General features: G+C 51.6%; 13 protein-coding genes. All 13 read right to left on the bottom strand.

Annotation, left to right across the window (positions count from 1 at the left end):
* Nucleotides 1–679: 679 nt before the first annotated feature.
* Nucleotides 680–2,419: a hypothetical protein gene (locus tag MHM93_RS15260; protein ID WP_239449672.1), complete on the bottom strand. Its 1,740-nt coding sequence runs from the start codon at nucleotides 2,417–2,419 to the stop codon at nucleotides 680–682.
* Nucleotides 2,420–2,740, bottom strand: a complete 321-nt coding sequence (locus tag MHM93_RS15265) for a hypothetical protein (protein WP_138593156.1) — start codon at nucleotides 2,738–2,740, stop codon at nucleotides 2,420–2,422.
* The gene (locus MHM93_RS15270) at nucleotides 2,741–3,706 is read right to left on the bottom strand and encodes a hypothetical protein (RefSeq protein WP_239449673.1); all 966 of its coding nucleotides are present in this window, start codon (nucleotides 3,704–3,706) and stop codon (nucleotides 2,741–2,743) included.
* A complete protein-coding gene (locus MHM93_RS15275; protein ID WP_239449674.1) occupies nucleotides 3,703–5,829 on the bottom strand; it encodes a hypothetical protein in 2,127 nt (708 codons plus the stop codon). Before MHM93_RS15275 ends, MHM93_RS15270 begins: the two co-directional genes overlap by 4 nt.
* A gap of 10 nt (nucleotides 5,830–5,839) precedes the next feature.
* The gene (locus MHM93_RS15280; protein ID WP_239449675.1) at nucleotides 5,840–6,211 is read right to left on the bottom strand and encodes a hypothetical protein; all 372 of its coding nucleotides are present in this window, start codon (nucleotides 6,209–6,211) and stop codon (nucleotides 5,840–5,842) included.
* Nucleotides 6,208–9,726, bottom strand: coding sequence for a tape measure protein (locus tag MHM93_RS15285; RefSeq protein WP_239449676.1), 3,519 nt, complete (start codon nucleotides 9,724–9,726; stop codon nucleotides 6,208–6,210). Before MHM93_RS15285 ends, MHM93_RS15280 begins: the two co-directional genes overlap by 4 nt.
* A gap of 60 nt (nucleotides 9,727–9,786) precedes the next feature.
* Nucleotides 9,787–10,542, bottom strand: coding sequence for a hypothetical protein (locus tag MHM93_RS15290; protein WP_239449677.1), 756 nt, complete (start codon nucleotides 10,540–10,542; stop codon nucleotides 9,787–9,789).
* Complete coding sequence (locus MHM93_RS15295; RefSeq protein ID WP_022944661.1) at nucleotides 10,539–10,961, bottom strand: hypothetical protein; 423 nt, start codon at nucleotides 10,959–10,961, stop codon at nucleotides 10,539–10,541. Before MHM93_RS15295 ends, MHM93_RS15290 begins: the two co-directional genes overlap by 4 nt.
* On the bottom strand, nucleotides 10,961–11,389 hold the full coding sequence (locus tag MHM93_RS15300) for a phage protein Gp36 family protein (RefSeq protein ID WP_022944660.1): 429 nt from the start codon (nucleotides 11,387–11,389) through the stop codon (nucleotides 10,961–10,963). Before MHM93_RS15300 ends, MHM93_RS15295 begins: the two co-directional genes overlap by 1 nt.
* Nucleotides 11,390–11,391: 2 nt before the next feature.
* Nucleotides 11,392–11,850, bottom strand: coding sequence for an HI1506-related protein (locus tag MHM93_RS15305; protein ID WP_239449678.1), 459 nt, complete (start codon nucleotides 11,848–11,850; stop codon nucleotides 11,392–11,394).
* A gap of 68 nt (nucleotides 11,851–11,918) precedes the next feature.
* Nucleotides 11,919–12,812 carry a Mu-like prophage major head subunit gpT family protein gene (locus MHM93_RS15310; RefSeq protein WP_239449679.1) on the bottom strand — a complete coding sequence of 298 codons (894 nt, stop codon included), beginning with the start codon at nucleotides 12,810–12,812 and terminating at the stop codon, nucleotides 11,919–11,921.
* 7 nt (nucleotides 12,813–12,819) lie between these two features.
* Nucleotides 12,820–13,200, bottom strand: coding sequence for a hypothetical protein (locus MHM93_RS15315; RefSeq protein WP_239449680.1), 381 nt, complete (start codon nucleotides 13,198–13,200; stop codon nucleotides 12,820–12,822).
* 13 nt (nucleotides 13,201–13,213) lie between these two features.
* On the bottom strand, nucleotides 13,214–14,398 hold the full coding sequence (locus MHM93_RS15320; RefSeq protein ID WP_239449681.1) for a phage protease: 1,185 nt from the start codon (nucleotides 14,396–14,398) through the stop codon (nucleotides 13,214–13,216).
* Nucleotides 14,399–14,419: the final 21 nt, after the last annotated feature.

Genomic DNA, 14,419 nt, shown 5'->3' on the forward strand with positions numbered 1-14,419 from the left:
GGCTCCTAATTAGAGAGACCCGTTGCACCAGTGCAGCGGGTTTTTTTATGCCTGTAGGCCAGGCTTCAGCCTTGCGTCACCCTAGTCAGGGTAAACCCTCACCTACAACACCGTACCCCAGTCAGGATGAATCCTGACCCACAACACAGCATCACCCTTTACCACACCTGTAGGCCAGGCTTCAGCCTTGCATCAGCTAGTCAGGGTAAACCCCGACCTACAACATCGCACATCCCCACTCATCGCATCTGTAGGCAAGGCTTTAGCCTTGCAACAGCTAGTCAGGATAAATCCCGACCTACAACACAGCATCACCGGTCACCACACCTGTAGGCAAGGCTTTTAGCCTTGCAAAAGCTACCATTAATGCCATTGTTGATGCCGCGCGCGAAAATTAAAGCGCATTTGCGCGAAAACTGCGAAAAATGCAAATTGCACGATATTGAATAGCTTTCCAAATAGTTAAACCTCTATTTCAAAATATTGTAGGTCTGGTGCTGGGCCAATTATCCTGCCATCTTCTAAGTATGCTTTACCACTTGCCACCGATGATCCAATTGCTGTGGTCTCGCTGCTGTCAGTGTGGCGCACAGTCGTGGTGTCATTAGCATGAACTTGTACTACTTCAACAACTGTACGTTGCTTATTTGCGAGTACAGACGTTAGCCTGCTTAATGGATTAGACATTCTTCAATAGCTCCGCTGATTGCTTTATAGAGAGTGCGCCATTTTGGGTAATGATCACATCGATGCTGATTGCATTGCATGTTGCTTTATAAAGGTACTGCTCATACTGGATACCAATTAACTGTCCAGGTCTTAAAGGAGGAAGCCAAGCCGCAATGCGTGTCTTGATAGAGCTTTGGGCCTTGGTTCCACTATTGGCCAGCTCTGCACTACCGCGCTGACGTAAGGCCTGCACATCGGTCATCAGGGGCTCTGTTACATCAGGGGCGTATCTATCACCCAAGGTCTCACGACGCTTTACCCGTCCGCTCACACCATCTTGCTCGCCACGCACATGGATTGCGTTATATTCTGGAGCCACCACTTTATTGGTGTTGTGCTCTAAGATGACAGCCTCATTAAGTATGACATCACACGTTGCGTCTGCGGTATCCCAAGGCATCACGGGCCACAGCGGCACCACACTGACTGTTTTGGTTGCATCATCACATAAAAGCATGCCGCCAATGCTGCGCGCGACATGGTTGAGTGCCTCGGCTGGTGTTTTGTTTAACACGTTAAATACACGCTCCGGCACAGGAAAGTCGATCATCTTATTGTCGAGTGTCCAACCATCACTGAGTAAGCCGCTCATGATCCCCGCAATGGTTTTGGCCGTCGCGTTTGAGTAGTTCCTAGGCGCTTGATATGGCGCGGCCAGCTCTGCAATACGGCTGCGCCCTGTGGCTGTGTAGTTGTAGTTATTGAACTTCAATTGGCTGCTATCGACTTCCACAACGACATAGAACTCATAGCCATTGACTTGAATGCGCAGCAGCTCACCGAGCGCGCGCTCAAAGTCTATTTTGGTCATAAAGCGCATATTGGCCGTTGCTGCAAACTGGCCACGACTGTGTTGGTATTTGAATGATGACAAAATGATGGGCAGTTCGTCGCTTACACGCACACAACTAAATGTAGGCTGCATTAGGTAACTCCTTGCAAGAGGTGCTGTAATGGGCACCTTAATTTCGTTTGTTGGTACATCGTCCCAGCCTCGTTGGTCGCCACCAGGCAAGCCCCAGTAGCACACTTTGTGTGGCTCATCGAAACGCATCGAGATTGCGCCCGTATACGTCTGGCTTTGCTCATCAAAGCGCAGCTTAACAGCCCCAGCGAATGGGTGCGCTACCCAGTAACAAATCCACTGCCACGGATACGGCCCCCAGTGCATCAGCACTGATTGGCCAACTTCATGAGGGCTTTGCCACCACTCCATCGTTGCATCGATGCCGGTGAGTGGGCCTGCTTTCCAACGCCAGGTGAAGTCTGTACCAGTGATGGGTGACTTAGTTCGCCAGCGCATAAGCCATGTTGTTTGCTCGCTCGGTAGGAGTGAAGCGTAGCGCCATGTAAAGTCTGTGCCGGTGAGCGGGTGGGAGCTTGAAAACGCTAATTGATAGTGCTGGCTAATGGACTCCCCATTAAGCCATGCGCACTGTACTTGTTGGCCCACAGCCTCGGTAGTTTGCCAAGCGTGTGTGAAGTCGCGCTGCTCGGCCAAGCTTGTCCACCGCTGCGTTGTTGCAGACTCAATCGTCTGCCCATTGCGCCACGGCACACGCCACTCTTGGCCCGTTTCAACAAGTACCGGCTCAGGCGGGTCAACCGGCCCACCATCATCGCCGAAGCGCATAATGAGCGGGCTAGTTTTAACCTCATAACCAGAAGAAAAACGCAGTTTAACGAACATTTAAGCACCTGGTTCGGGAAACGGATCGGCTGGGTTAAAAGTGGCCAAGTCCACTGGGGTCGCCTGTACTAAGTCGAAAATCTTGCCGCTGTATTGCGCATCGTCATCGAGCATGACCACCATCAATACAGGGTCAACCGTGTAGCTCAGCGGCACAAAGCGGTCAACAATGCCGGTGCCAGTGCCGCAATGAAATAAAAGCCCGCCGGTGTTTCTGTCTAAGAACATTAGCCGCTCAGCTTCTTGCTGCGCATCAACACGCACGAAGCCAGTCATAAACACATTTTCAGGGGTAAAGTGCTTTGCAGTAAAAACGTGCATTTACCACCCCTCTAAATTAATCCACAGGCAACTGCTTCTGTTACTGTGACCTGGGGGCACCTGCATGTATTGTTGGTTATCTATGGTCTTTATAAAAGGTTGATAGCCAACGTCTCTGTATCCTGCTTCCTGCGATACGAAGAAGCCAGGCAGTATTCCACGACAATGTGGGGAATGGGCATCATTAAGAAAGTCAGAGCTACCACTATTCTCTAAGTTCATAACATACATAGGGCTGAGCATGGTTATTTCAGGCTGCAAAGATCTGTATTCAGTGTTGCCATTGCCTGCATAGCGGCCAAAAATATTCCTCAGAGTCATATCTTGTGCCAGTGCGCCGCCATCCATAGGGTATAGCTTGAAGAGTTTTGATGCCGCCGTATCAATTAATTTGTAATTGAGGTTGTAGTTCCAACCCGTTCTTACGGTATCTATCTCACCTGAAAATGCGACAAACGATGCAGAGTCATTCGGGTAGAGTGAATTAATATCACCCGCAAAGAACGCGATGCAGTTATATGTCCCCTGGTAATTCTGGTCAATACGCAAAGGTGTGAAGGCATAGATATAAAATGCTTTTCCTGTACCAATGAGCACCCAGTTACGTGCTTGAAAGTTGGCACTGCTTGAACCAGCATCAAACCCAAAGTAATAACCTCCCCGAGTAAAGCTACCCTGGCCTGCGAAATCCAGCGCACTTTGTACTTTTGTAACTGCATCTGGTGAATTATCCGGGGCATCGAGCATCAACGTGCCGCCTGTTCCGCCGCTCGCTGTGTCGTTTTGAAAGGCGATAAAAAGCGGTGCTGTTGATTCCTCGGCTATTGTCCACCCCAAAGGTTGCTTAGTGCCATAGCCCTCGACCAGGCACTTTTTGAATATCTCAATATATTCGCTGGGGCGGCCATCAACGACTTGCGGGGCGCCTACATCATCCCAGCGATAAACAGTTACTTGTTGCGTCATAGTGAGTCCCTATTGCCTCGTAGTGAAAGTGTGGATTTGTCATATTCGATAGAACTGTGACCTGGGTTCACCGCGCGACTGACCATGATGGGCGGTGCTGCCGACAGCGTTTCAAATAAAAATGCTTCACCAGGCGGCAGGCCAGCCCCGAATGCTTCTTTACGAATGATGAAGTATGGCGCTTGCACAAAGGGGTTCATCACAATGCAATCATTGAGAATGTCGCCTGAGTGAACAACGCCTAAATGCTCACCGATTACTCGGTAAGCTGTTTCGCTTTCAAATACCACCGCCCAGCGCTGATTGATTGCGCCAAGGTTAGTCATTTCAATTGGGTACTGGGTTGTATTGAGTGAGGCACTGCCAGGCGGTGTGCTGGCCCCAAAATCGTTTTGCCAGGCCGCAATTGTGCGCTCGTCTTTTGGGAGCGCTTGCAAATCACCGAGGACGTACGCACTAGAAATGCGCGAGCCTGCTGGGTATGTGCGCGTAAGCGGCGTTAAAAAACGCAGCTCTTTATCATTGATGTGGTCGACGGTCACAAGCTCAGATTGCACACTTGTTATGGTGAACGGGCCAGTAAACGAGCTAATACCCGCATTAATTGTGACAAGGCCCGAAGTCTTGTCATAGCTAAAGTTGGCATCATCGGGCGTGTAAAGTCGCTGCCAGTCTTTATCGTAGAGCTCAACGTGTGCCGCCTCTTTGAGCACTTGCACGGTGTCACCTTGGCCAAGTGACGGGCGCTCAACTGCGTCATGATGTTGAATGCGCACGATATTGTTCACATGAAAAATTGAAACGCGCCCGTTATTGGGGAGGCTGTTCGGGTCAATGTGCAGCCAGTCTGCGTCCATTACATGCTCTTCTAGCCAGTCTATGTCGTACTCGAGGTGCGTGATATCGACACCCGTGGCCGCTGATAAGCTCACATCGCCATTGGCGTTGATGGTGCCGTTGATGTTCGCGTGGGTTATTTCCCCCGTATCGGTTGCGCTGACGCTAAACTGAGAGCCGTTTGCGAGTGTGCATCGCAAGTAAAACGAGTTCATCACAAACGACTCTGTGCCCACGTTAAATGAAAACTCGCGGCGGTAGCCCTGGTTCGTCGCGTTGCGCATAAAAATCACTGCGCCCAAATCATCGGCTTGTGTTCCGACAGTGTCGACATTGGCAGCTGGCGAAAGCTCGCCGGTTTCATAGTTACCCTGGGCAAATGGCGCACCTTCACTATCGTAAAACACGCCAAAGCCATTATCAGTGTATACCGTTGTATCTCCGGCTTTTTTTATGCGCCACGTTCCAGGCACAACCGCCTCATCAGCACTGAGTGTCATTGTGTTATCAAGCGCGTATTGATGATAGCGATAGTCATCGCTTGAGTAGTAATAAAAGTAAAATGAATTACCCGCGCCCAATGCCACTTGTAGCGCTGCACTCGCGACACCATCGGTGACTGAAAGCTGCTCCGCATCCTGACTGTTGTCTATCGGTTCCAACCGCTTCATACCGCCAAAGCGCCCGTAATATTCAGCGCGATAATACGGTTTTAGCGTGAATAGGTCGGGCACTTCAAAACTAAAGAATGCAATATCATTGGTGGTCGGCGCTTCAAAGATGATCTGACGTAAGAACTCGGTGCCGTTGGTGCTCGCACTGTGGCGATACACTATGTTTTTAATTTTTGGCACCACGCGCTGCGTCACCGGCAAAAGCGGTGTCTGCGTTTTTTCAACTAAAGCCGATTGGCCAGAGGCCTCAGCTGTGGTCAGCGCAACACCGTGATAGCGCGTATCAGGGGCCGCTAGCAGCTGGCGCATTTCGGCCATTTCGGTGGTGTCATTGAGTGCCGGTGCTTCAATCACTATCGTACTGACCAGCTCATCATCTGGCTCATCTGATACAAAGATGTGTGCATCTTGAAAGCGCGCTTGGTCAGCGGTGGCCACGGCGGGGTAAAGCTTCACTAAATCGAAAGAGCCGCGAGCGTGGTCAACATCGGAAATCGAGCTAAATATATCGTTAAGCTTGCCGTTCACGACTTCCTCAGGGGTGCGATGGCCACCGGCGAAAGGCGCATTACCTAGCAATTCAGGTTTGAATATTTTAAGTGCGTTACGCATTTAAACCTCTTTAAACAGTAATAAAGTGCAGTGTCACGTTGGCGAACCAATCAGGATCTGCATCAGAGTAAAAAAAGTCGGGATCAGTCTGAATGACCACTGCATTGGGGTTGTGATAGAACTTGACGGTGTAACTCACGCCATTAATAACCAGTGGAAAAGCGCCCAATGTCGTGCGCGCCAGCTCCATAAGCGGCATGATGCGCCCAGCAGGCTCAGCGGTTTGGCTTGATAATGTGATGGGTCTACCGACGTCTAGTGGTGTCGATTCAATATGAAACGCGCCATTGAGCCCACGTTCTTCTTGCTGAGCGACACCCGCAAAGCCAAAACGGTTTGTCCACACGAAGTTATCAAGCTGATAATTCAAAAAATTAATCATAGGGTTGCCTTTAATTTCTCTAGTTCTTCAACCAAGATTTCTGCTGCATGCTGGCGCATGAATGCCTCAACATTGACGCCTCCTGGCAGAGCCAGCTCAATACGCTGCATCGCGTTACCATCGCCCCCAAGTGTTTTTGTGAGCGCTTTAAGAGAGCGCACCAGTTCATTGATTTGTGTGTCACTCAGTGACTGTGATTCAGACGTACTGGAGCGTGTTTGTGGGCGTGATGGCGTCGTTGGCTGTGACTGCTGAGTCTGGCTTTGTTGCGCTGCGCGGGCATCACGCTCTGCCTGACGGGCTGCTTTCAGTGCATCCCGTCGTGCTCGTATCATGGCGTTGAGCTCTGATTTCTGAGCGCGGCCAACGTAAGTAAGCTGCTGATTAAGGCGCTTGTATACCTCATTCAGCGCATTGTTTGAGCTGGCCTCGTTGATGTTGCGCACGAAGCGGTCATATTCAGCTCGCACCATACGCTCATGGTTTTGTTTCTCTTTTTGCGCCCTCAGGTCAAAGGTGCTTACAGAGCGGCTGGCACCCGAGACATTCGGTGTTGCGTAAGAACTTGCGCCACCGGCGCTGCCACTGCTGCTCCCATAGGAGCTATAAGCTGAGCTCGCTCTGCTGGCACTTTGTGCTACTTGGTCCAGTGCTCGGCGCTGCTCTGCCAGGCTTCGCGCATTTTCGGTATTGGCCCTGGACTGCTCACGCGTCGCCCGGGTGTTACGCTCTGTTGATTTCGTCGCTTCATCCTGGGCATGTTTGTAATCCCCCAATAAGCCGTCCACCGTGCGCAACATCTCGCCGAGGCGCTCTTTCTGATAGGTGTACTCTTCTGCAGTGATTCGTCCATGCTCGTATCGTGCGTTTAACTGCATGACCTCGCTGTTGAGTCGCTCTTTCTCTTGTCTAAGCTCTGAGAGTGTGGATACCTCCAAGTCTTGGACTGTGGTTAGATCCTCCGTGAGATCCATTAACCGTACTTGCTGCTCAGAAAGTGCTTTTGTGGCCTTTGCTTTATCTTCCGTTGATGCGGTGGCGCTTTCAATCACGCGCTGGTTCGTGGCCATCGCCTCATTCGTGGCAGCAATTTCACGCTGGTAGCGCTTGACTGCTTCACTGTTGGTGTCGACGACAGGTTTTAACTTATTCGCCTGGGCAACCAACTTTTGTAACTCGGTGGTCAGCCCCAGTGCGGCGGCAGCTGCTTGGACGCTTGCGGGAACAGTTTGGTCTGTGGCACTGGCAGCGGCCACGGCTGCGTCAGCCCAGGCTAAGAAGGCATCGCGCTGCAAAGCAACGGGCTCATTGGATTGCTGGATAAGCTCAAAGGCACCTTGTGCGCGCTCTGCTGCCTCTGTGAGCGCTTGACCCGCCGTCATCCCAAGCTCTTTGTAAGCCGCCCCCACATCATTGGCCAAATACGCTTGGCGCTTTAGGCTTTCATTGTGCTCGGTAAATTTAGCCTCTAGCGCATCGAGCACAGCGAGCTGCGATTGATACTGCGCACCAGCTCCTTGGACGGCCGTGCGAGCTGATTGAATACTTTGAATGAAGCCATCCACACCATCACGCACACCGTCTAAGTTTTGCGCTTGTTGTTCCAGTGTTTGAATGACGTTTAGCGCTTGCGGCAGTGACAGAGCCAGCATCTCTTGGCGTTGGCGTTCCGCCTCGGCAGCTTCGCTAGCTGATGCAGCCAGCTTGGCTTGATGGTCGGCCATGTTGAGGTATGCGCCGGTGGCTTCATCCATGATGATAAGGCCACGTTCCAGTGCATCCTCTAGCTGCTCTTGGTTGGTGATATTGAGTCGTGTTTGGTCGCTGATGTATTTAAATTCATCGGCCAGAATACGGGCCTGAATGGCAGCATCACGTTGGCTTTGAGCCAGCTTGGCCTCGATGTTGAGTAAGTTGCCGTACTCGCCACCTAAATCAATGAGCTCGCTAATGAGGACGGTGTACAGTCCCGCGCGACCAATGCCTGCCGCCATTTTATTAAACTTGCCTGCAGCGACTGTGGCCGCTTCGGTGGCAGCAGTTGCGGTAACAATCGCTGCACGATACTGAGCAAACGCGGTTATTGCTGCTGTCGTGCCCTGGATCACATTACTGAAATAGCTGCCCACTTTTAGTGCGAGCCACACTTTGGCCACTGTGGCTATTTCTTCACGGTACTCGTATAGCGTTTCGCCGGTGGCTTTGATGGCCTCGCCAGTGGTTACGATGGTATCACTGATACTTTGCGCCCATTCCTGTAAGCGCCCATCAGCGGCCATTTCTGCAAACTGCTCATTAATGTCGGTGAGTTGGCCTTTGAGCCAGTCCATCGCCCCTGACTGAGCGATGAGGTTATAAAACTGCTCCACGTTGTCGCGAGCGTTGGATACTTGGCCACTGAACAACGCCATTTGTGCGGCAGCGCTGCCTTCACTGGCGCGGCCCATTTCGTCAATCAAGGCAGCGATAGTGTCACGGCCTAATTTACCGGCGGTTGATAGCTTCTGCAGTTCCTGCACGTTTTTACCAGTGGCTTGCTCTAGCATTTCCCAAACGGGCACACCGCGCTCAACCAGCTGCAGGATTTCTTCACCTTGCAACTTTTGCTTAGCCCAGGCTTGACCAAGAGCGAGTGAAATACCTTCCACTTCTTCAAATGAGCCGCCAAGCTTTAGGGCACTATCGGTGATGGCCTGCAATGTGCCATCCATTGGATCTAACCCGAAGGCTTTAAGGCGCACAAACGCCTGGCTCACTTCCCCTAGCTGCAGCGGGGTGTTCTTGGTGAACTCTTTTACCCATTCGGTGGCGGTTTCGCCGCCCTCGATGCTGCCCATAAGAGCCGACATCTGAACACCCAACTTTTCGAACTTATCACCGGTGCGAAATACATCACCGACAGCCTGGGCTACACGGTCTAAGCCAACATACGCCGTCGCTAATGCTGCAACTTGGCCCGCAACATTGCCGAGGCTAGCAGCATGCGCTTGTTGCGCGGCACTGCCTTCGCGCATATCACGTGTTAAATCATCAACAGCGCGGCCAGTGCGATCACATTGGGCCGCGAGCTGCCGCTTCGCGACTCGTAGGTTATCCGTATCGATACCCGAACGCGTTAACCTCGCTTGCAGCGCTTGATGCGCACTATGCTGCTCGGTCAGTTCCTGGCGTAGTTGCGCCAGATCTTTCTCTGCTGCATCCAAAGAGCGGCCCAAGTCAACAAAGGGCTTGTCGGTGTCTTTGGCGTCGCGCTGTAATTTCTCAAGTGCTGTGGCAGCGGCATACACCGCAACTTCTTGCTCTTCGAGTTCGCGCTTGGATTGCTCAAAAGAGCGGATCAAATCTGATTGGTCGCCGAGTTGGTCAAGCTCATTAGCTAGTTTGGCTGCAGCGGGGTTTGCTTCGTCAGCGCTACTGGCAATGCCTCGCAACTCACCAATTAATTCAGTGAGGTTTTGTTTTCCCGTTGCCTCAGCAACAACACGAAGGGCTAGCTCTAACGTTTTATTTGCCATGTTTAAACTCGGTTTAAAAAGAGGAAAAAGGGGCGAGCGCCCCTGGAGGTTTGCCAGTAATTAGGAGTCTGTTAACTCATCCACAACGTAAGGCTCATTTTTGCCAGGAGGCAGTTTGGCCGTTCCTTCTAAATTGCCACTGACATAATCACTGCCGCTTAGGTCCATCTCACTGGATGGCATCATCGAGGCGTCGTAAATATCAAACTTCATGCGCTTTCCGTTAGTGAGGTTTTCACCTTCACCAAATAGACGTAGGCGTGTTTGCGATTTCGTTCCGCCGCGAATGCGTTTGCCAGAAACCGCGTTGTACTGTCCTGTCACGGTGATTGAACCACCGCCATCCACAGCACCACCAGGCAGCGCACGGATCAAGCCCAACGCATAGTTGAACTCGTAGTCTGTGCCCATCACCAACTCCGTGGCGGCTTGTGAAACAACTAATCCCTCAGAGGCAAAGTTGTTGTGACCAACCGCTACCCACGAGTTATTGGCCGGAAGCGTGACCGGCTTATCTGTGAGTGTCCCTGACGCCTCATTGATGGTTTGCACTTCACCCATCAAGACCATTGCCACCAAGTCAGCGGGTTGGTCGTCGAACTCCCAGCCAATTGCTGCAGGCTTGGCTATTTTAATGTCATCCAGTGCCTGGCCTTTGGAGGCCTTCTTATTTGATATACGCGGCTTCGATTCCGCTTCTGCTTTGATAGAGAGCTTGGTGGTGTTAATGGGACCAATGATTTGGCCCATAGACTGACCTTGCTCGTTGAGACGATCAACAAAGACGTTGGCCGCTAGATAGATACCATCACTCATGGTTTGGCTCCTTTAATTCTCATTTCAGTGGTAAAGGCCAACGGATAATAGCCGTGGCTTTTGTCGTACTTCGGTTTGATTGGGGTATTCACTCGCTTCCACGGGCCGACAGGGCCAGTGCGTTTGCCAGCGAGTGCGCGAATGGTGTTTGCAATTAATTTTCCTGACTGGGCACGCTCTCCCATACGGTCAACGACTATCACGAGCCAGGTCTGGCGGAACTTCTGGTTATTTCCAGCCATCACTGTCTCGTCTATGTGGTCGCCGTAGTAGAGGTAAAACAGCGCCGGTGCGCGGGTAATGTTGTCCAGTTCGGTGAGGTTATTGAGGTGCGCCACATTAAAAACACCTGGCACTGAGCTCAGCGCTGTTTCAATATGTGAGGCGGCAGCAAGGTAATCATCAGCAATCTCAAACATTACAACCACCCTTTGGATTTTTCACGCGAGAAGACACTGCCGCTGGAGTGTATGATGGCCGTATCGCCGGTATCAGGCTTTGCACCAGTACTGCTAGTGCCTAAAGACAAGACTCCTTTGCCGACATCACGCAAGAACTTCAGCGCATTCTCATAACGCTCTTTGACCACTTCGGGCGCATGGTCACTGCCGAGGCGGTAGCGGGCTATGTCGCAACAGTGACTCACTAGGATGGTTGGCACCGAGGCCAGAGGCAGGGAGTAACGCCCCGCTAAATACCCATCAATCTCCGCACTGGCATCACTTAGGGCTTGCTCGAGCACACTGACATTCACTTCATCAGGATTGGAGGCCTCGCGAGCCGTGAGAATGACCATATCGCGCTTATCAAAGCGCTCTAACATGTCAGCCACTGTTGCATACGCCATGGTTACGCCCCTCCGTTGGCAGCAACAGCATCTACGATGATTTGCCACGCTTCATCACGTTGCGCTGCGCTCGGTTTCACCGTTTTGCGCTCATCACCGTCGTGCTCGCCTGGGACTGTGAATGCGACCTGATCAACATTGGGCTTTTTATCAAACGCCTGTTCGATCATGATGGCCACAATGGGCTTGAGTGCATCGTCTACTGTGTCCAGCTCTACAAGCTCACCCAAATTTGCGAGGTCCACGTGTGATTTCGATACAGCGCTTTGGCTCGCTTTTTTATCTTGCACAGTGATGTGTGGATCTTGGCCAAGAGCTTCAATTTGCTCGTCGGTGAATGCCGAGGCATCGAAAGTATTCTTGCCAGGTGCAAACTTGAACCCGCAGCGCCGATAGACTTGATCACGTGGGTTGATAACGACAAGGCCAGCAGGCCCATCACTCTGAGTATCTTTTGACATTTCATATCCTGCCTTTTGAATTAGGTAAAAAGCGGAGCGAGCCCCGCTTTAAATGAACAATCGCGTCGCTACGGGAGCCAAGGAACCACCAACACCTCAACCGCTTTGTAGTTGGTATTAGAGGCACCATTTGCCTTTTGCTGAGCTTCAATTAGCGCTTTGGCTTTGCTGCGATTTGACGGACCAACAACTAAAACATCAGGATTAATACCCAGCGGGCGGCCTTTATCTGATGTAAGGCCCATCATCTTCTCGACACCCGTATTAAAGTTGCTTTCGTTTAGATCTGCTTTTGAGGCATAGGCTTGCTGCCAAAAGCCATAACCGCCATTCACACGGGCATCAACGCCGTAGAGGTATTCATCCGCCATGAACACATGATCTGATGTGCCCGCATCGGTTTTGGCGCTGAGCTTGTAGTCTTTGCGCTTTTGGAAGATAAGCGGCTTCAGAGGGCGGCGAGTATCAAGCAAGTACCAGGGGCTACCAGTGCCGTCTTGCATATTGGAGACAAGCTTTTCGTTGTCGCCTTCGCCGACAACATGCTCAGTATCAAAGAAGTTTTGACCGTCATAGCACAGCGAGGTGAAGCCTTTGGCGAGGCATTCATACACCAGTTCGTCAGGGTGAGTACTTGCCGCATAGCCCATATCTTGGAACTTGGGCATTAAGATACCGAGCTGATCATCTTCGATGTACTCAGAGGCAATGCCCTCAGTGGCCTCGAATTTCTCATTTTTAATCGAGTAAGAGTGCATCGCCATTTTGTTGACCTGACGATCACCAATCCATTTGCGCAACCGGCTAAATTCGCCAAGCCATGCATATGTCTCTGTGGCAGTCGTAGAATTAACTTCTGTTGCGATGCGCGTATAAGTCGGCTTATAGGTCTCTCGACCTTGTTTAAAAGCCGTTTTAACAGCGGTGTAAACCGCACGTAAGGTGTTGGCCGTGATTTGCATAGTGTCTTTAAACTCCCAGTTCCACCCACACACCGTTGCTCGCCACCTCAATAATGGTGCCAGCCGTGGAGCGGGTATTCGTTGCTGAATCGATAGACACTGTGTCTACCGCGCTAAAAAAAGCTGTTTCGCCGACATTGGCCTCAATGATGTCACCGGCATTGCGAAATAGATGCTCGCCAATTTCCACCGTTGCCTTAGCTGCTTTGTCTACGCCCTGACTGTTATCAACCGCCAAGCGAGTGATACCAGCACAGATACCCACAGCGCCGACTTTCACCAGTAAGCCTGCTGCGTTTAAGATGGCAGGCTCTTCTCCTTGGAGGCTGACAGAGGCAGCCAGTGGATAAGCGCGGTGCAAGCCCGCACGTTTTGCGATAGAGGACATAACTGCCTACTCCTTATTTATTTTGCTTGAATGTTTCTTCATCGAAGCCACAGGACTTAAGCACGGCAATGTCTTCTGAGCTCAGCTCAGAGTCATTACCTTCTTGCTTATTTTTGTCCTGAGACCCAGGAACCTGGCTGTGCTGTGCAGTCAGAGCGGCCACAGGTTGGCGGGCATCGAGCTGGGCCTTCAGCGCAGCTATGCCTTTTTGTTTGCCAAAATCGGTGAAGTACTCAACCTCGGCGGCAAGGATGCGGCCCTCTTGTTTAGCCGCCTCAATCGCCTGGTCAACCGTGAGGCCATTGTTCTCGCCCTTAAGTGCGACGAACTCTTGGTGCAATGAGTCATAGGTTTTGCGGGGCACGTATTCGCCTAAATCCACAGAGCCGGTGCCCTGAGCTTTCAGCGAGGCGACTTGCTCATTCGCGTCTGATAGCTGCTGGCCAAGCGTCTCTACAGAGTCGGCTTTATCTTTCATGGCTTTGCATGCGGCCATCGCGGTTTGGTATTGCTCAGCCGTTGGTGATTGGCCTTCCGGCACAGTCACACCCAGCAGCTCGAGCAATTGCAGTGCTTCGTTCATGGTTGTTTCCTCTTTTGGAGTGGAGTTGTTTTTCAACACAGCAACGGCCTTCATGCCATCAACAGCAGGCTCGTTGGTCAGTGCGAAATGGAGTAGCTTGGTTGGTCGGCCAGTCTGCTTGTTGTAGGCGAACACCGGTGAGATATAGCGGTACTCATCATTGCGAAGGTACTGAGCGGCTCGTGATGTCCACTTTACGTTGAGGGCAAAAAGGCCTTCGCCTGGTACATACTCGATACCAGAGGGGCTGAACCACCCAGCAGCTGGAGCGGGTTGGCCATTCTCATCGGCATGCAGCGTCTGGTGTTCATAATCAAAATGGAATTCGTTTTTTCGTAGATTGAGCTGCACAAGAATCGCCTCGTAAGCAATGCTGTCGAGTAGCCATGAACCGGTACGCACATCATGAGGGCGGCCATCGTGAGCACGAAACTCACCATCGGGCATGACTTGTACACGCTCGCTCACCCCGTCGTCATCAACGTCGGCAACAAAGCGACAAGCAGCAAAGCCAACGTGGTCATCATCGCGCGCAGTGAGTGCGGCGATTGGATTCACTTCCGTGTGGGCGGTTCCTGGTTGTTTAGGGAGGCATTGCTGTTTGCGATTAGACATAAAAATACTGGCACCAAGGGA

Origin of the sequence: Pseudoalteromonas sp. MM17-2, assembly GCF_022347945.1 — a bacterium.
Taxonomy (GTDB): Bacteria; Pseudomonadota; Gammaproteobacteria; order Enterobacterales; family Alteromonadaceae; genus Pseudoalteromonas; species Pseudoalteromonas ruthenica.

Bases quoted from the DNA above. Each gene is read 5' to 3' on its own strand.
- MHM93_RS15260 (WP_239449672.1), bottom strand. From the start codon at position 2,419: ATGTTCGTTAAACTGCGTTTTTCTTCTGGTTATGAGGTTAAAACTAGC.
- MHM93_RS15265 (WP_138593156.1), bottom strand. From the start codon at position 2,740: ATGCACGTTTTTACTGCAAAGCACTTTACCCCTGAAAATGTGTTTATG.
- MHM93_RS15270 (WP_239449673.1), bottom strand. From the start codon at position 3,706: ATGACGCAACAAGTAACTGTTTATCGCTGGGATGATGTAGGCGCCCCG.
- MHM93_RS15275 (WP_239449674.1), bottom strand. From the start codon at position 5,829: ATGCGTAACGCACTTAAAATATTCAAACCTGAATTGCTAGGTAATGCG.
- MHM93_RS15280 (WP_239449675.1), bottom strand. From the start codon at position 6,211: ATGATTAATTTTTTGAATTATCAGCTTGATAACTTCGTGTGGACAAAC.
- MHM93_RS15285 (WP_239449676.1), bottom strand. From the start codon at position 9,726: ATGGCAAATAAAACGTTAGAGCTAGCCCTTCGTGTTGTTGCTGAGGCA.
- MHM93_RS15290 (WP_239449677.1), bottom strand. From the start codon at position 10,542: ATGAGTGATGGTATCTATCTAGCGGCCAACGTCTTTGTTGATCGTCTC.
- MHM93_RS15295 (WP_022944661.1), bottom strand. From the start codon at position 10,961: ATGTTTGAGATTGCTGATGATTACCTTGCTGCCGCCTCACATATTGAA.
- MHM93_RS15300 (WP_022944660.1), bottom strand. From the start codon at position 11,389: ATGGCGTATGCAACAGTGGCTGACATGTTAGAGCGCTTTGATAAGCGC.
- MHM93_RS15305 (WP_239449678.1), bottom strand. From the start codon at position 11,850: ATGTCAAAAGATACTCAGAGTGATGGGCCTGCTGGCCTTGTCGTTATC.
- MHM93_RS15310 (WP_239449679.1), bottom strand. From the start codon at position 12,812: ATGCAAATCACGGCCAACACCTTACGTGCGGTTTACACCGCTGTTAAA.
- MHM93_RS15315 (WP_239449680.1), bottom strand. From the start codon at position 13,200: ATGTCCTCTATCGCAAAACGTGCGGGCTTGCACCGCGCTTATCCACTG.
- MHM93_RS15320 (WP_239449681.1), bottom strand. From the start codon at position 14,398: ATGTCTAATCGCAAACAGCAATGCCTCCCTAAACAACCAGGAACCGCC.